Below are 22,028 nucleotides of genomic sequence, written 5' to 3' on the forward strand. Positions count from 1 at the left end.
AAAAGTATTCAAAGCTTCTTTTTAACTTTTAAAAAGCGCAATAGTAGCCAACGCTAACAATTAGCTTGCTAATTGGAAAGTAGAACCGCCAGCAAGCTGTACGTCTAAAATTTTAATTGTTTTTTGCAAGAATATCGCAAATGCGTTGACACGCTTGACCGTCGCCATATGGATTATGAGAACGACTCATTTCTTTATATGCGGCATTATTCGTAAGTAGTTCATTTAATGCAGATGTAATTTTTGCTACATCAGTACCAACCAATTTTACCGTACCTGCATCTACTGCTTCTGGACGTTCTGTGGTGTCGCGCATTACAAGTACAGGTTTACCTAAACTTGGTGCCTCTTCTTGAATACCACCAGAGTCCGTTAAAATTATGTGCGCACGATTCATTAAGTATACAAACGGTAAGTATTGTTGTGGTTCTATTAAATGCACGTTATCAACGTCTTTTAATATACGCTTTACAGGCTCTTGTACATTTGGGTTTAAATGTACAGGGTAGAGTATTTGGCAATATGGGTGCGCTTTAGCTGTTTGCGCTAGTGCCTCACAAATGCGTTCAAAGCCGCCACCAAAGCTTTCACGGCGGTGGCCTGTTACTAAAATAAGCTTTTTACTTTCATCAAGCATTTGGAAGTTTGCTGCTAAAGAATTACTCAGCTCTGCATCATTTTCGATTTGCTGCTTAACTAGCAGTAAGGCATCAATAACCGTGTTGCCTGTTATAAATATATTTTGACTGGCATAGTTCTCTTTTAGGAGATTCGCTTTTGAAGTTTCAGTTGGCGCAAAATGAAACTTTGTTAATGCTCCAGTTAGCTTTCGGTTACCTTCTTCAGGCCATGGAGAATAAATATTACCAGTACGCAAACCTGCTTCAACATGCCCTACTGCTATTTGCTCGTAATATGCTGCTAAACTTGCTGCGAATGTCGTGGCGGTATCGCCATGAACTAATACAACATCAGGCTTAAACTCTTTAAGTACTGGTGTTAGCTCTTGTAGTATACGACTTGTGACCTCTGGCAAGGTTTGCCCAGCTTTCATTAAGTTTAAATCGTATTCAGGGGTAATTTTAAAAAGTTCAAGTACTTGATCAAGCATTTCACGATGTTGCGCTGTTACACACACTTTAGCGTCAAAGCGGATATCGTCAGCCAATGCATGTACAAGCGGCGCCATTTTAATGGCTTCAGGGCGAGTACCAAATACAGTTAATACTTTCACATTTATGTCCTTTATGGAATTAAATTAAATAAGAACAACTACGAGCTGCCATATTATTCAGAAGCAAAAATCAATCTATTTTTAAATGCTTGTTATTAGAGGAAGATGTAAAAAAGCGTAAGAACACAAACAAATACTTGAAAGTATTCCTTGGGTAAACATATTCTTAATGCTCTTTTTAAAATTCAACGTAGTTACGAGCCTTACCCATAACACTAGTAAGCGGTGCGACCACAAGTGAGCCTAGCTATATGTAATTAGTTCTCTTTTGCACTTACTCATAATGACTTTATACCTTTATGAATATTCTAATTACGCGTCGCTAAACCCCACCAACAAAGTTGAATAGCGCAAATTTAAGCCCCCCCTATATTTTATTTATCACTTTTGTATTCGTAGTTATAGTTACCATAATATCCATATGCATTACCGGCTTTTTTAAGTACCCCGTTAAATACAAGCCCTTTTACATCAATACCATTTTGCTCAAACCGATCGCGCGTTAATGCTATTTCGCGTACATGGTTTTGACCGAAACGTGCTACCAACAACGTAGTACCCGTGTGTGCACTTACAATAGCGGGGTCGGTTACGGCCAATATTGGAGGGGTATCTATAATTACAATGTCGTAAGCAGCGCTTACCTCTTCAACCAATTTGCTAAAGTTTGAGTGCATTAATAACTCTGAAGGGTTTGGCGGTATTTGCCCACGCGTTATTACGCTTAACCCTTCTACTTTTGTTGGTTTAGTTACTTGATTTAAATTTAAACGACCTGATAAGTAATCACTTAAGCCATCGTTTGCTTCTATACCAAACTGTGTTTGTAAGTAACCTTTGCGCATATCGGCATCTATAATAAGTACTTTTTGCCCACTTTGTGCCAATACCGATGCTAAGTTAACTGATATAAATGATTTACCTACACCTGGGCTCGGGCCCGATATTGCAATAATATTATTTTTAGCTTCCATCATCGCAAAGTGTAAACTGGTGCGTAAGCTTCTTAAAGCCTCGATTGCGAGATCGGCTGGGTTGTCTAACGCTAATATCGATTTTGGTTTAACTACTTTGTTTTTACGTACTTTGTTTGTAAAGCTTGTTAGCTTATCTTGGTTGTCTGAGTACGGTACGCTTGCATAAACGGGTATGCCTAGGGCCTCAATTTCACTAGGGTCTTCTACGCCTTTATTTATCGCTTTTTGCACTAATACAATAGCCACCGCTAACATACCACCCAGCATAGTTGCTATTATTACTATTAATGCTTTTTTAGGTTTTACTGGTTTACTGGTGTTTACCTCAGCGTAATCTATTAAGCGCACATTACCCACGGTACCTGCGCGCACAATATCTAGCTCTTGCGTTTTACTTAATAACATAGTGTAAATTTCGTTACTTACCTCTACATCGCGCTTTAAACGTAGTAGCTCTTGCTGAGTTTGAGGCAAACTACCTACCTCTTTAACTAATTGCTCTTTTTGCTTATTTACAGCGGCTATTTGCTCAACAATACCTTGATAACTCGGGTGATTTTTTTTGAACTTACGCCCTAGCTCTAAACGTTGTAGGTCAAGCTCTTGCAGTTTAGTTTCAAGCTTTACTACTTGCTCAAGCACGCCTTGGGTTTCTAAAGTAATATTTATTGATTGACGCTTTATTTGGTAATTATTAAAACGTTGTTCGGCAAATTCTAATTGTTTTTTAATTTCGGGTAATTGTACTTCTAAAAACTCCAGCGATTTTTGCGCTTCAGCACTGTTACGCTCTACATTACGGCGTACATAAATAGCGGCCACTTTATCAAGTACTTTTTCGGCATAACTTGGTATTGTGTGCTGTAAGCTTAAATTAATAATACCTGAGTCTTTACCTTTTTCGCTTGCACTTATTGCTGCTTGCAAATCTAAAATGGTGTTTAGGCGGTCTTGTCGGGTTAATAAAAACTCTGTGCCTGGTCGTGCATTTAAACTGCGTACAGTTAAGGTGAACTTGCCGTTTGTTAGCTCTTGCCCTACTTTACCAGTTTGTATTTGTTCGCCGTTTTCGTTTAATAATGCAACGCTGTTATTGTCGAGCGCTATTAAAGTAAATGTTTTACCTATTGCCGAGCGTGGTACGTCAAATCTAAATACGTTTATACTTTCGCCGCCCCATGCATAGCTGTTTGCACCAAAGCTAGGTTCGGCTAGGTCGCCTTTTTCCAGTGGAGTAAATTTACGAAATGCTCTGTTGCCAATATAGGGAAAAAACTTAGGTTTAGCTGTTATATCAAGCTTTAATGTATCTACGGCTTCGCCAATTATGCTACGCGATTTTAGTAGTTCTATTTCGGTTACCGCAGCCGATGTACTTTCGAACATACCTGCCATATCGTCAAAACCAGGAACCGAGGTGCCTCCGTTTTCAACCTGCAACATTGCAGTTGCTTGATACACTGGGGTAGAAAATACGGCATACACAACACCTACAAACATAAATGCGGCAATTATTGCTGCAATAAAATATTTGCGATCTATTAAGCCACCTAACAGTGCCATTAAATCTATTTCTTGTACTTGTTGTGTTGTGTTATTTGTGTTTTTGTTTGTAGGCTGGGCATTCATTAACTTTGCCGTTCCTTATAAATATTTTTGCCAAGCGCTACATGCGCTGTCGATTAAAGTGTATACGTGTTCAAATGCTTCTTGGCTTTGGCGATATGGGTCGGGTATTTCGGCGTTATTAATCCACTTGCCTAATAAAAATGTTTTACCGCGCGCCTCTGGGTAGCGCGCGTGTAGGTCATTTAAATGTCGTTGTTCCATTACTAAAATAACACTATTTTGAGCCACTAATTGCGATGAAAGTTGGCGTCCTTTATGCTCATCCATATTAATACCGTAAGGCTGTGCAATTTGTTTTGCAATAGCATCGGCCGGTTTGCCTTCTAGTGCGGTAAGCCCTGCCGATGATACTTTAATACTTTTACCTTCCAGCTTACTTTTTAAAACATACTCTGCAGTTGGGCTTCGGCAAATATTGCCAGCACACACTACTAATACAGAATCAAACATATTTAATTAACCTTTAGTTAGCCGAAATATCGTCAACACTGTCTACCGATGCAATAGATGGTAATAATAAGCTAATTACACGGTTCCAACGTGCTAGCGGTGCCGATGTTACATAAACAATGTCGTGTGGTTGCAGCTCAAATTGCTCTGCTAATACTAATGCGGCTGCATTTTTTGCGTGTAGTTGATATACGTCGGCAAGTACGCCTGTTTTTTCAAAATTACGTTTACGCAGTACAAACACACCATTTGCATCGGCTGTGTTTTCGTTTAAGCCACCACTTTCGCTTAATGCTTCAGCAAGGTTTAAACCATAACGATTAAGTGTTACCGACCCTGCTTTTTTTATGTCGCCCAATACAAATACTTTTTGTTTGTCGTTACGGTTTACATGCACAATGTCGCCATGCTGTAACAAGCGGTTTTGTGAAATATCGCCATTGGCGTAAAAGTCGTCTAATTGAATTACTTCTGTTTTGTCGCCACGAGTAAAAGTAACTGTACGCCAATCGGCTGCTTCGGTTAATCCGCCGGCTTGGTTAAGCGCGTCAATTAATGTAAGTGGGATTTCGCTTACTGGGTATACGCCTGGTTGTTTTACTTCGCCTGTTACATAGGCTTTTTGGCTTTTAAATCCAACTATTTTTACATCTACTTGTGGGTCTTCTATTACACGACCTAAACGCTTAACTAGCTCACTACGCACTTCGCTAACTGTACGCCCAACAGCTTGAATATTTGGCGCATATGCGTAAGTTATAGTACCGTCTTTTTGAACTCTAAAACCATCAAACTCAGCTGTACGCTGTACTGCAGCTGGTATTGTTAACTCTGGGTGATCCCATACGCCTATACTTAATACATCGCCAGCACCTAATCTGTACTGGTATTTACTTGTATCAACACCTATTAGGCTTGATATTGGTTTAGCTGATTTACGAGCCTGCTTTTGCTCATAAATTAATAATGGGTCAATAATCTGAATATTTACTTCATCGAGGTTTTTCTCAAGGTTAGTTATTTGCTCACCGCTTTCTATCCCTTCAAAGTGGCTACCAGGAATAATTGTACAGCCAGTCATTGATAATAATGTAAGTGATATTGCAAGTGATTTATAGCCAAGAGCCATGGTTAAAGTCCCATTTTAAATTTAAATATTGTGCTGCCCACCAACCTTGGCGAGTACTCATTTTTTTAGCGCGATAATTAAAACACGCCAACCTTGCCATCGCAAGGTTAAGGTACATTGTAAACGTGTTTGGGTAAAAAATATTTAACTTCTGAATAAAACTTAAATATTTTGTAAAAAAACATTTTATTTTTACTGTTTTATTTTATTACTAACCAAGCCTAACTATTTAATCAGCTTTAATGTTAATTACTGTTTAGCTGGTTTACTAAGTGCCTATTAAAGGTACTTTATTGCTTTTGGCACGCTTCCGCCCTTAGGTTGCAGTTCCTACGTTCTGATATGTTTTACCAGTATTAATACTCACTAAGCCTTATATGACGTTGTTATGGCATTTAAGGTTAACTCTCGCTAATTTACGTTATTTTTATTTCTTTGTTGTTTATGCTCATTTCTATTTGTTTATTAAGTAGCTTAATTAACAAAATACTGCGCATGTCTCCATCGGGCTCTTTATAAATAGCGTCGACATTATTAAACGAGTCATTATTTACACTCACTGAATCACCCGCTTTTGGAAGCTGTGATTCTGAGGTGTGCATTCGCTCGTTTTTTAGTGTTTTAATTAAATTTTCAGGGACTTTTTGATAACTTGATCCATATGCTACAAAACCACCAATCCCTCGCGTGTTTTTTACCGCAGAAAACTTTTCATTCGGAGATTCTAAGCATACAAATAAATAACTTGGAAATAAGGCTGTTTGCTTAGTTGTACAGCGACCTTTTACTAATTTTTTTGTTGTTAGTATTGGAAAAAAAGCTTCAATATTTTGATTTGTTAAATTAATTTTTGATCTTTCTTCTTGCTGGGGCTTACATACAACTAAATACCAATTTTTCATATTGCCCCTCCACAACTTTAATTGCACATTTTGCAATCATAAACTAAGCGAGCGCAATATTATACTTACCCAAATCCTAATCTGCAATAGTGTTTTTAAGTGAATGCACACTTACATAATTGACTTTTAATTATACAGCGCGTTAAAGCAATACTTACGTTTTAGTGTATGTAAATTAATATGATATATAATGCGAGTTAAAGAAATTATAACTTTTTATTAACCTGTTTTTAGGGATTAAAAAAACAAAAAACCGAGAAAATAATGAGCTTCAATACTGAGTTTTATTTAAGTTGGAACCTATGATACTCAAAGGTAAATTCCTAATTAATTAACTTTTGGCTACTTTTATAAATTTACAGCCTAGAGGCTAGGGTCTGTTGATCTTTCAAGGTTAAATTTGCAGCAGTCTGTTTGGTATTTAGTCAAGGCAGAGCCTATGCAGTGTGGTTATTCCCCATAAATGGGCGATAACGTAGCATTAATGCCAAACAGGCGCTGCCCAAAGGGTTCTTCCTAGGGGCTATTTACTCTTTGTTGCTCGGTTTTTACTTAGCCCACTAGGTTACAAATCTCGCGCCGCGATTAAATAGCCCCTAGTTTGAACAAATTTTAATCCGCAAAGATCAACAGACCCTAGTGTAAACATTATTGTAATAGGGTTAGCCATGGCGTAATACCAAACTCTGGGTTATGTAGCTGTGTTTTTATATTACTTTTTGAATGTGCCTTTATGTTTTTTGTACTTTGCTGTAGTGCTTCTACTAGGTATGGATTTATTGCATAAGCATTTTTTTGGCTTTGATATAAAACACCTAACTGGGTTTTATATACACTTGGCAACGTTAAATTGTAATCAGTGATCTCAAAGTTGGTCATTATTTCTCTGGGTCCTGATAAGCAATCGGCAACTATTGAATAGGTACCTAATGCTATAGCTTCAGCTAGTACATTAGGAAACCCTTCAAAATAAGAGTTTAATAAAAAACAATCTGCTCTGTAAAACCAAGCTGCAACGTTATCTTGGTTCCCTAATAACGTTGCATTAATTTTATACTTACTAATAATATTGGTCAGCGATTCTTTGTGCTCTCCATCACCAATTATTAATAATTGGTCGTTACGGTTAGTTATTAAATTATATTTATGAAACGAATGTAACAATGAATGCACTTGCTTTTGATCAACAAGTCGCCCGCAGGTAATAAAAGTAAGATCGTTATTATTTGTGGCTTTTGGCTCTATATTTGATTGAGAGTCGGCAGTTATTTTTTGTAAATTAAGGCTGTTATAAATAACCTTTACATTGGTGTGTGAAATATCAAAATTATTTACAAGATCTTGCTTTATTGCATTGGAATTACATATTACTAAATTTGCTTGATTGTATTGGTAGGCTAATATTTTTTTTGCTAAAAAAAGCTTTAAACCACTTTTTGATCCATATTGATTTGATAGGTAGTTTCTTACGTTTAAAAAGGATTTTATTTGGTGCGTTTTTTTACAGCTGTTAATTGCCGAAATAGATAATACGTTGCTCCATTCTAAAAATGAAAATACAGCGAAATAATTTCCATTTTTTATTACACTTTTTAATACGTTATAGCTCGCAAACAACTGGCGTATTTTGCCAATAGTGCCTGAAAAGCTTTTTGTTTGAAGTGGAATATATACAAAATTTAGCGCTTTAACTTTATTTAGCATACTTTGTGTAGGAGTAAACAACGATGTAATTTCGATTGTATTTTCATTGCTATATAGAGAAGCAATTTTTAGCATTTGTCGCTCAGCGCCCCCATTTTCCATTTTATCAACCAAAAATAGTATTTTGTTTTTTTTCATTTTTATTTCCTTGCCAAATAAAATTTTAATTACTCGGCAAAGTCATATTACCAAAAAAGTAACTGAAGCAGTTAAAGCGTAATTTATAATGTATGAGAAAACCATTTTACTTGGCAGTTAACGTGTGGGATGCGCTACAAATAAATACTGCATTTTATTTTCAGGATTTACAAAAAAATTAGCTTTGACTATTATTTGTACATTAAGTGTTTGCTGTATTAATGTTTTAGTGAACGTTGTTTAAACACTTTACTTTTAATTCTTTTTATAAAAGTAAGTACTCTCCAGATGTGCGTAATTAAATAGCTATAGATTAAAAAAACAACTATGAAAAGTATAAAACTAAGGGTTTCACTAACTTGTTCTAAATAGATACCTGTTAGGGTCATGCATAATGATATAGCTGAAATAATTAATAATGTTTGCTTAGGTGTTGCGCCAGCCCTCATAAAAATATGATGCAAGTGCTCTCTATCAGGCTTAAATGGGGATTCTCCTTTGCATATCCTTCTAATCATTATTGCTGCCATATCAATCAATGGTACTGCTACAATCCATAAAGCGGTTACGGGAGCTAACGCTTCTGACGATGGTTGAGTACCAATGCACAATAACCAAATAATTGAAAAACCAACAAGCATGCTACCCGCATCACCCATAAATATTTTTTTATATTTTTTAATGGGCCAGCTTAAATTAAACATTAAGTAGGCAATTATTGCTCCTACAAAAAATACACATAGTTTGTACCACACTAAACCTGCATTAAATAAAAGCACAGCCAAAGCCGAAAATGCAATAAGTGATAACAAACCAACTAAACCGTCAATTCCATCTACCATGTTAAATGCATTTATGCAGCCAACAACAGCCAATACGGTAAAAATAACCGAAAAATGACCAAGCATTATTGGTGTATTAAAAAATACGTTACCTAAAGATACTAATTTATAATCTACAAAAAATATCATTGCCAAAGCTATTGATACTTGTACTAATAATCGAGGTTTTACAGGTAGGTCTTTGTAGTCATCAATAACACCTATAGAAACCATTAACCCCGATAAAAATACATACGTAAGTATATCTGTTGAGGTTGGTAAAAGGATAAATGTACTTATACTTATACCTGCAAACACACACACACCACCCACTAACGGTATTGAGCCTTCGTGTAGTTTTCTATGATTTGGCTGATCGACTAATCCACACTTGGAAGCGATAGGTTTTGCAAGCCATATAAGTAAATAGGTCAACAAAAATGCAATTACTAAAAAAAATAAAATATCAACTAGCATTGTTAACGACGACCCACACCTTAAAGTTAGCTGAGCATTATAAAGTAAGTTAAATATCAAGACCACCTTAAGCTACGAGTTTTAGTAAGGCAAAATATAAGCTAGGTATTATCTTAAAATTAGAACGCTACTTTATTGAGTATAAGTGCTCTTATATTTGTATTTATTAAAAAATATCTCAATAAACACTCCAAATTTGTAGCATTATCAAAGGATATATTTGAACGCCTGCTTAACATGGTTTTTAAAGGGCTAAAACACAGTTTTTGCTATTTGGTTTTATTTAAACTAATTATACACGCCTTTTTTGTCTACGTAGCTTTACACGAAAACGCCTAACAAACTTAACCACATGCCAAATACGTAACATTACAAAGCTATAAACACCAAATACACATAAAAAACCTGCAAACATAATTGATTCATGTATTGCGTACCACTCAGATACAATTGCTATTGTAGAAAAAACGGCACTTAAACAAAAAATAATACATAAGGCTGAACGGGATGAAAAACCGGCACGAAGGAATATATGGTGTAGATGTTCTCTATCTGCATGAAAAGGAGATTGACCTTTTTTAATACGCCTAATTATTATTGTTGCCATATCTATAAGGGGGACTGCTACAATCCATAAGGCAGTGACGGGTCTAAAGCTGATACTAGCTCCTTGCGTGTTGCTCACCAACAACCAAACAACAGTAAAGCCTATAAACATACTACCAGCATCGCCCATAAATATTTTACGGTAACGCGTTCCAAAAAAGCCTAGATTAAAAATAAGGTATGGAATTAAAGCGACAATAATTAATACCGTAAATAGATTTTCTTGCCCTTTAATAAATAATAAAAATGCAATTGCGCCTAGTGTATTTATTGCCATTGCGCCCAGCAAACCATCAATACCATCTACCATGTTAAAAGCATTAATCATTGCAACTACTGCTATATACGTAAAAAGTAATCCGACATAGCCGAGCTTTATTTCTCCAATAAAAAATAAATTTCCTAAGCTAACAATGTAATCGTCAATTGTGAAAATCATAAATGTAGCAATGATGATTTGGAAAAAAACTCTAAATTTTACGCTAAGGTCATGTTTGTCGTCCATAACACCCAATACGACCATTAACCCTGCAGCACATAAATAACTCACAAGCTCAACATTTACGGGTAACCACATACTGCTTGATATAACAACACTACAAAAAACAGCGATGCCACCAATTAATGGAACATGACCAAGATGCTGCTTTCGTTCATTTGGTTTATCAACTAACTCAAATTTTACTGCAAAAGGTCTGAGTACGCTAATTGCGCATAATGACAATAAAAATGAAGATATGACTGCAAAAAAAATTTCCACGCTTCCTCCCTGTACGATGCAGTATAGTAAAATATCTAGACAAACCAATACTATCAGCTTAGTAACAAAATACTAAACTTTATTGTTTACAAAAATTATTTATAAATAACAATCACCGTTTAATAATGACACAAAATAACAGTTAGAATTAATGTAAATTGTAAATACATGTGACCCAAAAAAACAACTATAGCTCAACCCCAAAGATTAAAATAATTACGCCTGCTACTTAATTTTAAAATTGGGCTAACGTACTCTCTATTCAATAAAGCCATTGCACTTAAAAATGGGTAGTTGGATGCATGCTTTTATAAAAACTGAACCAGTGCCTAAATAAAATACTTTTAACAATAAAAACAATCATAAAACCTCCTTTTAAAAACAAATGCCAATATACATTTAGTGCCACGATTAACCATAAGCATAGTTGCTACTGGCAACCTATCAAAAGTTAGGTATAATTCGGTGATTTTTAGCTTAAGACTAATTTAAGAAGGTTTTGAAACACATGCTTAATAAAGAAGCGCACCATAATTATCTTCCTCCTCCAGAGCTAAGTGAAGTTATATCTTCATTATGGTCTTTCAAAATTTATATTATTATTTTATGTTTTTTTGCTGCTATCGCATCTGCTTTTATAGCAATTAATACTCCAAATATATATCGAGCAGAAACCCTTTTGGCACCCACTGAAAGCTTGCAAGGTCAAGGCAGTGAGGTTTCATCTCAATTAGGTGGCTTGGCGTCACTTGCTGGATTAGGTGGTTTAGATAACAAGGGGTTTAAGACCGAAGTAGCACAAGCTAGAATTTTTACAAAAGATTTTTTATATCAATTTATTAATAATCATGACTTATTAGTAAATATACTTGCCATTGAAAGCTGGGACAAAGAAACCAATAAAATAACGTACAACGACGATATATACGATAGTGAAACTCAATCATTTACATTACCTGAAGATAAAAATTTATATTGGCTTGCTTATAAAGTCTTAAATGACAATTTAATAATTAGTAAGGTTCCTGGTGGCTTGATTAACGTGGCTTACGAACATCCTTCTCCGATCGTTGCTCAATATATTGTAGAACATATAATTAAAGATATTAATCAGTTAATGCAAAATTATGATATTGAACAAGCCAATAACAGCATTGAATATTTAAACAAAAAACTGACTCAAACAAATGTTGCTGATATGAAAACTGTTTTTTATCGCTTAATTGAAGAACAAACTAAAAATAAAATGCTGACAGAAATAAAAAGTGAGTACATATTTACTACCCTTGATCCGGCTTTAGTCCCTGAAGAAAAGTCAGGACCTAGGCGCGCTCTTATTGTTGCGGTAAGTGTTATTTTAGCGGGTATGTTTGGCTGCTTCTTAGGTTTAATTCGATTTTATAGAGCTCGCTAATGCATTCTCCTTTAATAACTGTATATATGCCCACGCACAATCGTGTTAATAACTTAAAACGTGCAGTTCATAGTGTGCAAGCACAAGACCATACTAATTGGCAGTTAATTATTGTTAATGATGGTTCAAAAGATGCTACGGCTGACTATTTAGATTCTTTAGTTTTAACTGATGAGCGGATTATTGTATTTCATCATGAAATAGCTCAAGGAGCCTGCGTAGCAAGAAACAAAGCTATTGAGGCTGCATCAGGTGAGTTTATTACTGGACTTGATGATGACGATGCTTTTACACCGAATCGATTATCATACTTTTTAGAAAATTGGAGCAATAACTATTCGGCCCTCTGTACACCTGTTACTGTGTGTAAAGGACAAAGTAAGGTTGCTCACCATTACTTTATTGGCGAATTAACGTTTAATGACATACTCGTCGTAAATAAAGTAGGTAATCAGTTGTTTTGTAAAACTGCCGATTTAAAATCAATAAATGGCTTTGATCCACATTTTAAAGCACGTCAAGATGCAGATACTTGGGTACGGTTTTTAAAAGCACACGGAAAAGGTAATAAACTCCCAAAATCAACGTATTTACAATATGAAGAACAAAGCCAGTTAAGTATTACTCGATCACCGAGTAGGCTTATTGGGTTTCGCCAGTTTATTGAAAAACACGAAGCACTAATGAGTAAAAGACAACGTAATGCAATGGCTTGTTGGGAATCTATAATTATGGGCCGATGGGTACCTTTATTCCTTTTATTGAAATCTGACTCTGATATTTATAAGTATTCTTTAATGCATAATATTAAAAAGTTACTTAGGCGCTAACTGGTGTATATTTTATTAACACCTCGAAAAATAAATTTAAATCTAGCTTAATGTGATTATTCGTTTTTTAAATAACAATAATGACTGTTGCAGATTTATTATTCGCAATGCCTTACCTCTATACAAAACCTAGAGCTTTATTATGAACCCTCAACTAAATAAAAAAATCAAGTCGGGTGCAGACTTTATCGACACTCAACAAGCTGCATTTAATGCTAATAAATCTACGATAATCTCATTTTTAAATCCGTTTTCTTATTATGAGGTAGCTAAAGAAGCAGAGCTGGTTGAAGAGGTTGACTATTATTTTTCTGATGGCTTATTATTATGTATATTACATAATTTATTTTTACATAAAATAACAAGAGCAAGTTTTGATTACAGCTCAATAGCCGCTCCTTTTTTAAAGATAGCAGAAGCAAAATGTAAACGAGTTGCCGTTATTGGTGCAACCGAAAATGAAAACATTTTAGCTATAAAAGTATTAGAACAACATTATCCTAATTTAAATATAGTCTACAGTCGAAACGGTTATATTGAAGATAACGATATAGTTGTTAATGAGCTAAATGCTTTAGCGGTTGAAATAGTTTTAGTTGGTATGGGAACCCCCTACCAGGAGCGCTTTTCTATTAATTTAAAGCAGACACTGTTAAAGCCTGCTGTAATAATAACCTGTGGTGGTTTTTTAACGCAAACGTCAATTAAAGCTGACTACTATCACCCTTTAATAAAAAAAATGGGATTACGCTGGTTACAGCGTATGGCAATGCATAAACATGTACGCGATAGAGTTTTAAAAGCATATCCAAAATTTATTTTTTCATACTTATATGCAATGCTAAGGCAAAAAATTGCAAAAAAATAATACCTTTAGTAGCTCGGCTCAATTCTTAGTATTATCTACTATTTTTATGTTGTGCTACTGGCCTACTTACATTGTGCCTGCACTTGATGATCATGCTCTTCAAAAAGTGTACTTTGTTATAATGGTAATTTATTTTTTAACCATTACTTTAGCAACGAAAACCCCCCTTAAAGTTCCTAGTGTAGCTTATATTTATTTATTCCCGCTCGTTATAATGATGATTACTTTTTTGTTTAGCATGCAGTATTTTTCATTTTTTCATGTATCGGTTTTAATTAAACCGCTTTTATTATTTTCGTTTGTGGTGTTTTTTTATTCATTTTTAACAACGCATTTTACCCATGCAAATAGCGGTAAAATAAAAAAAGCATTAACTATTATATTTGTATTACAAATTATTTTTATTTTATTACAAATAATTTTAGGCGATATTGCTCCGCTAATGTTATTTAACTCTAAAAAAGTTTACGAAGGGTTTGGCTTTAGGGCACCAGGTACATTTGAGTGGGTTTATATAACATGCTACTTTTTAAGCTTTTTTTTAGCGATTTATATCATTGAGTTTTTCTTTGGAAAGCGAAAACTTTTTGCCTTTGTATCTATTATTCTTGCCTTTTTAGCTATATTTTTATCTCAATCAAAAACAGGTTACCTTGCAACCGTTTTAATCGCCTTTTATTTTACTTTTTTGTCTATGTTATTAAGGCTGGGCATTGCGAGTAAAATACTTATTAGTATGTGTACTCTATTAGTGCTATTTGTGGCTGCGATTATTTATCTTGAGGTTAACCTTGATTACGTAACCCGCTTTGCTGAGCTGATACTGGACGGTAAACTTGATGGCTCTACCTCAACACGTACTAAGCAAACTTTAATAGCGTTACACGAAGGTCTTAATCACTGGTATAAAGGCTCACCAAGAGCGTTGGATGGGATTATTATTGAGAATACGTACCTTGACTACCTATTCCGATATGGCTTATTTGGATTGTGCGCATTTATACTCATGATTAGTAGCTTTTACACTTACTCTCTTATGGTTTGTATTAATGCAAATAAGCTATACCGAAAAGGGTTGCTAAACTTTCAGATGTTTCAACTTAGTGTAGGTTGTCATATAACATTTTTTGCCGCATCTCTTTATTCTTTTACAGGTACACCAATCGATGCCTATAGGTCTGCATTATGGTCATGTTTTGTAATTGCTTTAACAGCCTATATAAACTCATTGATAAAACAACAATCGCAGCCTAATAAAACACCCTAAATATTTTAGTATTAACTGCAAAAACAGCAATATCATTAAATATAAATATTGCTGCTTTCAATTTTTTAGATTGAAATTCACTTAAAAAACAATTTAATTTCAGTGCGTAATTTACAACCTAGTTGATACGGTTGCTTCCTCTAAATAATTATATTGACTTGAGTTCATAAAAATAAGTAAAAACTTTAAAGAAAGCGCTTCGAGAACAGCGTTTTCGTACTTAAAGTACATACCATTACGCATTTGTAGGAAGTAACCACTGTTTACCAAATATCTTAAATTGAATTAGCTTGGCGTTTTTAAGAGCAAATATAAATTACTGTGCCTACAGAAAAGCCCCTCTGTAAAAAACGCTATACCTTATCTTAGAGCAAACTTTTATCGTTACTACGTTAATTCAAGAACTCTGTTGCACTAAGCCTTGGTCGCTACACTATTTATTTTGAGTTAGTTTTTTACCGTAGTTAATACCTGGGATTTCAATAAACCGGTACATAAAATAAGAACATACAATTGTTATTAATAATAATATAGCAGTACTAATAAACCATGTAGTAAAACTTAAATCGAACGAATTTAGAAAAAAAGCAAAGAATGGCAACATAATCACTAAATGGATTATATAAAGTGAATAAGATATTTCTGCTAAAAATTTAGACGATTTATGATTAAATAACGAGTTTAAAATACTTAATGCTTTTTTGTTTTTATTTTTTTCTACACATATCCACCAATAAGAAAATATAAATAGCAAAGGTATTGTCAGTGATTTATTACCTACATATAAAAAGAATAAAACAACTAAAATCAAAAATACTTTAATATATTTAGCACTTTGAGTATTTAACATTAAATAAGCAAGTACTATCCCTGCGGCGAAGTTATGAAATTTAAGCGGTAAATAACTGGGCATAGAAAAATGTAAACCTAAGCGATTAGAAATAAACCAAATAGCAAACATTCCACAGAGTGAGATAGGTAAAAAGATTAAAAAATTCTTTTTTAGAAAAATAAATAGTAACGGAAAAATAAAATAAAACTGCGCCTCTAAGCCTAAACTCCAATCTGGCAATGGTGTACTAAATGCATATTCTGGTATTACGCCAAAAACAAAAGTGATGTGCAAAAAGAAACTTCTAATCGGCTCATCTATATAATACCGAGCCATATCTGTTGAAGTATAAGGTAATATTTCTGCTATGGCTTCGCGGCTTTGCCCTAAGTAGGTAGAGAGTAGTAATGCTATAATTAACGAAATGTAATACGCGGGGGCAATTCTAAAAAACCTTCGAATAAAAAAGTTCTTTAAACCTTTTTTTGTTTCTAAACCTCCGTATAGTTTACTTATTGAGCACTGAAAATAAATTAAGAACCCAGACGCTAACATAAAAGCATTAACAGCTTCTTGCCCTATCTCACCCGATAAAAAACCAGGTCCACCGCCCAAAATGGCAGCATGATGGAAAAAAACCAGCAGTGCCAGCCATCCCCTTAAAAAATCAAGATAACCAATATCGTATTTAGGTCCGCCTGAAGACATAAAAATTAACTCCTAAAATAATGCTAAATGGTGTAAATATACCCGTGAAAAATCAAAAACATTATTTTAGTATTCTTGATTTGAGCGCCCGCATAATTTTTTTGAAATAATAAGGCTTACACCAACCATAAATATTTATAGGTAAATTAAAAGGTAATCTCCCTAAAAACTCAGATTTAGCTTTAATAACTTTAACTAAAGACATATCCGTTGCCTTTATTTTTTTACTTAAACTAAAACCGTGCTCTATAAAACACCGAGACGAAAATGGTGTAACAAAGTTAATACCATTAATACAGCCATACTTGTGTGGGCTGCTAAAAGCAGCGACTCTATTTTCAAGATAAAAGACGTCTAAAATATCATAATCATTTAATTTTTTATCTAGACTATCTAGATAAGTAGTTGCTTCTCGAATATAAGATTTAGTTAGTGGTAAGGCTGTAATTTTTAATAATAACTCAGGGGTTAATTTTGTTTTATAGGATTTATATGCATTCCAGTAAAAACCACGAATGAATTCACCTCCAATCCCTGTTAGTGAGAAGAAGTCTTTTTTTTCACTATCTATCAGGTTATAACTTTTAAGTGGGTTACCTGCAACTGCATAGCCAACACGAGATAACCAATTCTCTTTATCAACAGTTGATAAGCTCTTATAGTGTGACTTTATAATGCCAACATGATTTAAGTTGAATTTTTTTGCTATGTGTTTAGCTGTAATAAAGTCCTGCTCTGACCCTGGATCGTAATCATAACGAGTCATAAACCTTAATTTATGTTTGTTTTCTAGTGAACAGGCAAGCATAAACCGTGTTTCTTTTCCTGCACTGAGCGCTATTTGTGTGTCACCTTCATTGATATAAGCTGACATTACTTGGCTTACTGATTGAGATATTTTTTCTAAGTGCTGCTCGTCACTTAAGTTTGCTAATTTAGTAAATTTATAAAAGCGACAGGTCTTCTTACTTAATAAACTGTATTCATGATTACATAAAAGACGACGATAATGTATGTAAGGAGTCATACCAAATGGATAGAAACCACCTGAATTTTCATTCAAATTTTGATCTATATCTGCATCAAACTCTAAGCTTTCATTAAAAAAAGATGCAATAACATTAGGAGTAGATGCAATTGCATTTAGCTTTGAATTAAAAACTGCGGGTTGAGACATTAGGGGATCGCCAAAAACGCTCATATCGCTTATATCTACTGCAATAAACCGCCCTGCTAAATCAGTTTTTTTACATCTTAAATTACAATCTTCGTTAATTAACAGACCTGTTTTAAGGTTAATAGCCCACCCTAAAACCAGTAGCTCTTTTTCATATAGCATGACTTTATTAATAGGTAACGAATCATGGTATCTACACTCAATATTGGTTCCTATTACACTATTCAATTTCCAATTTTGAGGAAGCTCGTCAATAAGTGTAGCGTTTGATGTGATAATAAATTGGTGACGCCAATCGACTATTGTTGTTTTTTGCATTTAAAATTCAACCAATAATTAAAAGCTATAAATATTTAATAGTGCATAAACACTTAAAATAGGAAGCAAGATAGTTAATATCGTAGGTAATGATAATTTAATTTCACGTTTAGAAAAATATACTACAGCGAAAATAGTTAAAGCGATTTGTAAAACGCCCATGGCATAACTAAATAATATAAGATCATTCAAGCTTGCAAAAGCAAAAACAATAATCACACTAATAAATGAAGTAATTAAATTCCAAAGAAACTCATGGTCGGCACGCCCTTTTGCTTGGGCTGCTACTCCTAGTACAAACCCTATTGGTCTTAACATTCCTATGATCAATAAGATTGTAAAAATAGGGAGAAACCCTTGATACTTATCCCCTAATACTAAATCTGAGAATATGTAAAAAAAGAAAAATATCATTACAAACAAACCCAAGTTTAAAAAACTTACCTGAGTAACAAAGCTATTTAAGTAACCTAAGAATGCTTTATTATCCTTTTGCATTTTGGCAATGTTTGGATAAAAAAGCCGACCTATTAAGGGTCTTATAAACTTTACAGGTTGTAACACCATTTCTTTTGCGAACGAATAGATACCTAAGGCTTCTAACCCCATTATTTTACCTATTACGATCTGATCTAACTGGGTTTTTAATTGATTTATAATTTGAGAGCCCATTTGATAACCACCAAATTTCAAAGCTGGTTTAACAATAGTCCAATCAACTTGAAAATTTGGGTGCCAACTTTTTTCTGCTAATAAAAGCAGTAGGGCTAATCTAACTATCGAGGTAATTACAACCCCATATACATAAGAAAATAAAACAGATACATCAGACTTAATAAGCAAAAAAGTAACCGCTAACAAACTCATCTTGCTAATAATATCAATTTTAGCTAACAAGATATTTTTACCTGACTTTATAAAGTGGGCTTGATATTGAGCTGCGCCTCCTAACAATAAAAAGTTAACTGACAAAATTAATAAGCAAGTGGATATTATTGGCTCTTCATAAAATACAGATATGGGGTAGGCTAATGCAAACATAATGAGACTAGCAAAGCCGCCTAGGCCTAAATTTACAAAGTGCAGTGCATTTTTTTGCGGGTTGTCGATATCTTGTTTGTGGATGAAGTAACTTGCTAGACCAAAATCTTGTATTAAAAAGATAACTGAAACGACTATATTAACAATCGCAAGTATACCCAACTTTTCAGCATCACCAAAAAATGCAATAAGAAAATAGATAGCAAATTGGCTCAACCCAGCAATGCCTGATGAGCTTAAAATCCATAATCCTTGCTTTTTATTGCTCATACACTTCAACTAACAAAGAAGCTAATTGTTCATACAACATTGATTGTTCGTATTTCTCTTGGATTGTTAATTTTGCCATTTCACGCATTTTAGCAATATTTAGTTCGCCAGTTACTAAGCTAGTAATTGCTTGTGCTAAGGTTTCGGGTGAATGTTCTGGTGCTAATAAACCACTTTTATGATTTGTAATAAGCTCAGGAATACCACTATGATAAGTAGAGACTGTAATTAGCCCCATAGCCATTGCTTCCATAAGTGCAACTGGTATTCCTTCCATATCACCGCTAGGGGCAGTAATAGAAGGCAATAAAAACACGTCCGCACTTTGTAATAGTTTACTTATTTTTTCTTGAGGTTGAAATCCAAGTAATGAAGTACAGTTTTGCAAGTTTAAGACCTTAATTTTGTCCTCAATTGCATCTTGTAACTTTCCGCCGCCAACAATACTATATTCAAAATCTAGACCTTGATCTTTTAAAATTTTAATCGCAGAAAGCGCGTCAAATAAACCTTTTTTTTCAATAAAGCGTGCGACTGTTATTATTTTTAGCGGTTTAGACAATGGAGTATCGAATGCTCTACATTCAAATTGCTGACTATTTATACCCATTCGGTTTACGCGTATTTTTTGTTCCTGACAACCTAACTCTATTAACTTACTTTTCCATAACTCACTAATCGGAAGAATTAAATCACTCGTTTCAAAGAGCTTTTTATAATCCTTTTGAAACACGTTTAATATTGACTTAACCGAAATATCAGAGCCATGGAATACAGTTACTAATTTACCATTTAATAAATTTAGCTCTTTCATTTTGTTCGCTACAACGCCAGCAGTACCAAAATGGGCAATAAAAACATCTGCTTCATGTATATGCGTACTGCAACTCACTATACTGGGTAGCAGTAGTGATTTACTGTGAATACCAAAATGCTTTATATTAAGTGCTTTTATTTTTTTTATTATATTTTTAGGTTTAAGTACATTCAAAACGCGTTTTAACCGTATAGTTAACGTGCTATCTTTTGCTGATTCATTCGTTAAATACGTTGTTTTTTCAACTAACGAGTAGTCTATAACAGCTTGATGATTATGGCTTAAATCACCTTTACGTGTAGCAATAATATTTACTTCATTTCCTAACTTGATAAGCCCTATGATTTGGTTTATTACGAAGGTTTCTGATGGCTCTGGGAATTGATTTAAAAAAAAAGTTATTCGCATGTATCACTCGCAATGCTATTTAATGCATTCTTTATCATTTCTCTTACTTTTTGTCTTTCTTTGCCAACTTGAACATTCATTTTTAACTCAACTTGGTTCAAATTATTTAAAATATCTTTTGCCGAATTTAATAAGTCACCATCAAATAAAGACTCTATGTCTTTTGAAAGTTCAGGCATATCAAGTTGAGCCATTATTCCTTTTGATTTATGCTCATAATTTATAGCTATTGCAGGTGTACCAAAGTTCATCGAAATAATAGCACTGTGCAACCTAGTACCAATTGTTAAGACGCACATATTAAGAAACGACCCTAACTCTATATCATTAAGTTCATCCATAATGACATAGCACAGAGCTTGGTTTTTAACTAACGCCTGCACCTTTAATGCAACCATTCGATCATCTCGCTGATAGCTATCAATTCCTGTACATGTTGAACACAGTACAACTTGATAACCATCATTAATAAGCTCATCGATAATTAGCGCAAAACGCTCTTCGTACTGTTGCTGAGTAACACCTAAACGCTTGTCGAATGGTGCCAGCTTTCTAAGTGTAATCGCTATAATAGGCTTCGATTTAGCTAATTCTGAAATATGGCTAGGTAAGTTCACTAATTCGTTTGGTACCAACCAAGCCGTATCTGAGCCCATTTTTACCTTGCTATCGGTAATAGATGCTTTATGCATATAATCAAGACTTAGGCTCTCTCTTAAAGCAAGCCCATCAACTGATGAAAACACTTGGTTTGCAAGTTTAGCGTACTTACTGCTATTAAATGGTCCAACCGAATGCCCTAGCATAAATAACTTTTTATCTGCTATTAATGTACATAAAGCATGTTCAAATTGAGCAGGTCCGTACAAATCAACAAAAAAAGAACCACCAACCTGAATAACAGCATCATACTGATTTAACGTATTAACATGCTGTTTGATGTGCACTGGTAAATTTTTGAAATTTTTAGCTTTAAGTTGCTTAGCTAGTCTATAGCCTAAAAATCGACGACTAACCTTTTTCCACAAGCGTTCTTTAAACGAACCACTAGATGAGTGATATTGATCTAGTGGATCCATTTGTAGGCGTTCACTCAATAAGTAACTAGAGCTAACAGGAAATCGACTGTAGATATCTAATTCTATATTAGGTACCTGCTTTCTTAGCTCGGCGATTAAACCTCTTAAAATAGCTCCGTCACCTCTATTTCCACATGTGTGATTACCTACTAATAATAACTTCATTTACTCA

The 22,028-nt window shown here is 34.3% G+C and carries 17 protein-coding genes; 4 read left to right on the forward strand and 13 right to left on the reverse strand.

Annotated features, from left to right (window positions below; translation table 11 throughout):
- Positions 1-112 precede the first annotated feature (112 nt).
- From wecB to wecA (I6F65_RS13370), 8 genes are all read right to left on the reverse strand, one after another.
- Positions 113-1,234 carry a non-hydrolyzing UDP-N-acetylglucosamine 2-epimerase gene (wecB, locus tag I6F65_RS13335; RefSeq protein WP_197113302.1) on the reverse strand — a complete coding sequence of 374 codons (1,122 nt, stop codon included), beginning with the start codon at positions 1,232-1,234 and terminating at the stop codon, positions 113-115.
- A 374-nt stretch (positions 1,235-1,608) separates the two neighbouring features.
- Positions 1,609-3,840 carry a polysaccharide biosynthesis tyrosine autokinase gene (locus I6F65_RS13340; RefSeq protein WP_197113304.1) on the reverse strand — a complete coding sequence of 744 codons (2,232 nt, stop codon included), beginning with the start codon at positions 3,838-3,840 and terminating at the stop codon, positions 1,609-1,611.
- Between the two features lie 15 nt (positions 3,841-3,855).
- A complete protein-coding gene (locus I6F65_RS13345; protein ID WP_197113307.1) occupies positions 3,856-4,290 on the reverse strand; it encodes a low molecular weight protein-tyrosine-phosphatase in 435 nt (144 codons plus the stop codon).
- 13 nt (positions 4,291-4,303) lie between these two features.
- Complete coding sequence (locus I6F65_RS13350) at positions 4,304-5,419, reverse strand: polysaccharide export protein (RefSeq protein ID WP_197113309.1); 1,116 nt, start codon at positions 5,417-5,419, stop codon at positions 4,304-4,306.
- A 416-nt stretch (positions 5,420-5,835) separates the two neighbouring features.
- Positions 5,836-6,321 (reverse strand): transcription/translation regulatory transformer protein RfaH, encoded by a 486-nt coding sequence (gene rfaH, locus I6F65_RS13355; RefSeq protein ID WP_197113312.1) that lies wholly within the window; start codon positions 6,319-6,321, stop codon positions 5,836-5,838.
- Positions 6,322-6,969: 648 nt separating this feature from the next.
- Positions 6,970-8,163, reverse strand: coding sequence for a glycosyltransferase (locus I6F65_RS13360; protein WP_197113315.1), 1,194 nt, complete (start codon positions 8,161-8,163; stop codon positions 6,970-6,972).
- A 218-nt stretch (positions 8,164-8,381) separates the two neighbouring features.
- Positions 8,382-9,461, reverse strand: coding sequence for a UDP-N-acetylglucosamine--undecaprenyl-phosphate N-acetylglucosaminephosphotransferase (wecA, locus tag I6F65_RS13365; protein ID WP_166111985.1), 1,080 nt, complete (start codon positions 9,459-9,461; stop codon positions 8,382-8,384).
- Between the two features lie 292 nt (positions 9,462-9,753).
- Positions 9,754-10,827, reverse strand: coding sequence for a UDP-N-acetylglucosamine--undecaprenyl-phosphate N-acetylglucosaminephosphotransferase (wecA, locus tag I6F65_RS13370; protein ID WP_166111982.1), 1,074 nt, complete (start codon positions 10,825-10,827; stop codon positions 9,754-9,756).
- Positions 10,828-11,335: 508 nt separating this feature from the next.
- Here wecA (I6F65_RS13370) and I6F65_RS13375 point away from each other — a divergent pair.
- The 4 genes from I6F65_RS13375 to I6F65_RS13390 all read left to right on the forward strand — a co-directional run bounded on the left by I6F65_RS13375 (position 11,336) and on the right by I6F65_RS13390 (position 15,206).
- Positions 11,336-12,241: a Wzz/FepE/Etk N-terminal domain-containing protein gene (locus I6F65_RS13375; protein WP_197113318.1), complete on the forward strand. Its 906-nt coding sequence runs from the start codon at positions 11,336-11,338 to the stop codon at positions 12,239-12,241.
- Positions 12,241-13,071: a glycosyltransferase gene (locus I6F65_RS13380; RefSeq protein WP_197113321.1), complete on the forward strand. Its 831-nt coding sequence runs from the start codon at positions 12,241-12,243 to the stop codon at positions 13,069-13,071. Before I6F65_RS13375 ends, I6F65_RS13380 begins: the two co-directional genes overlap by 1 nt.
- A gap of 142 nt (positions 13,072-13,213) precedes the next feature.
- Entirely contained in the window at positions 13,214-13,939 is a 726-nt protein-coding gene (locus tag I6F65_RS13385; RefSeq protein WP_197113324.1) for a WecB/TagA/CpsF family glycosyltransferase, read from the forward strand.
- Positions 13,926-15,206 (forward strand): O-antigen ligase, encoded by a 1,281-nt coding sequence (locus I6F65_RS13390; RefSeq protein ID WP_166111970.1) that lies wholly within the window; start codon positions 13,926-13,928, stop codon positions 15,204-15,206. Before I6F65_RS13385 ends, I6F65_RS13390 begins: the two co-directional genes overlap by 14 nt.
- A 433-nt stretch (positions 15,207-15,639) precedes the next feature.
- On the opposite strand, the gene I6F65_RS13395 is transcribed toward I6F65_RS13390, so the two are convergent.
- The 5 genes from I6F65_RS13395 to wcaK all read right to left on the reverse strand — a co-directional run bounded on the left by I6F65_RS13395 (position 15,640) and on the right by wcaK (position 22,021).
- The gene (locus I6F65_RS13395) at positions 15,640-16,746 is read right to left on the reverse strand and encodes an acyltransferase (RefSeq protein ID WP_166111967.1); all 1,107 of its coding nucleotides are present in this window, start codon (positions 16,744-16,746) and stop codon (positions 15,640-15,642) included.
- Positions 16,747-16,807: 61 nt separating this feature from the next.
- Positions 16,808-18,241, reverse strand: coding sequence for a hypothetical protein (locus I6F65_RS13400; RefSeq protein WP_166111964.1), 1,434 nt, complete (start codon positions 18,239-18,241; stop codon positions 16,808-16,810).
- Positions 18,242-18,259: 18 nt separating this feature from the next.
- Complete coding sequence (locus I6F65_RS13405; RefSeq protein WP_166111961.1) at positions 18,260-19,552, reverse strand: oligosaccharide flippase family protein; 1,293 nt, start codon at positions 19,550-19,552, stop codon at positions 18,260-18,262.
- Positions 19,542-20,777, reverse strand: coding sequence for a glycosyltransferase (locus I6F65_RS13410; RefSeq protein WP_197113327.1), 1,236 nt, complete (start codon positions 20,775-20,777; stop codon positions 19,542-19,544). The genes I6F65_RS13405 and I6F65_RS13410 overlap by 11 nt, the downstream gene beginning before the upstream one ends.
- Positions 20,768-22,021, reverse strand: coding sequence for a colanic acid biosynthesis pyruvyl transferase WcaK (gene wcaK, locus I6F65_RS13415; RefSeq protein WP_197113330.1), 1,254 nt, complete (start codon positions 22,019-22,021; stop codon positions 20,768-20,770). Before wcaK ends, I6F65_RS13410 begins: the two co-directional genes overlap by 10 nt.
- Positions 22,022-22,028 lie beyond the last annotated feature (7 nt).

It is taken from the genome of Pseudoalteromonas sp. SWXJZ94C (assembly GCF_015864385.1).
GTDB lineage: Bacteria > Pseudomonadota > Gammaproteobacteria > Enterobacterales > Alteromonadaceae > Pseudoalteromonas.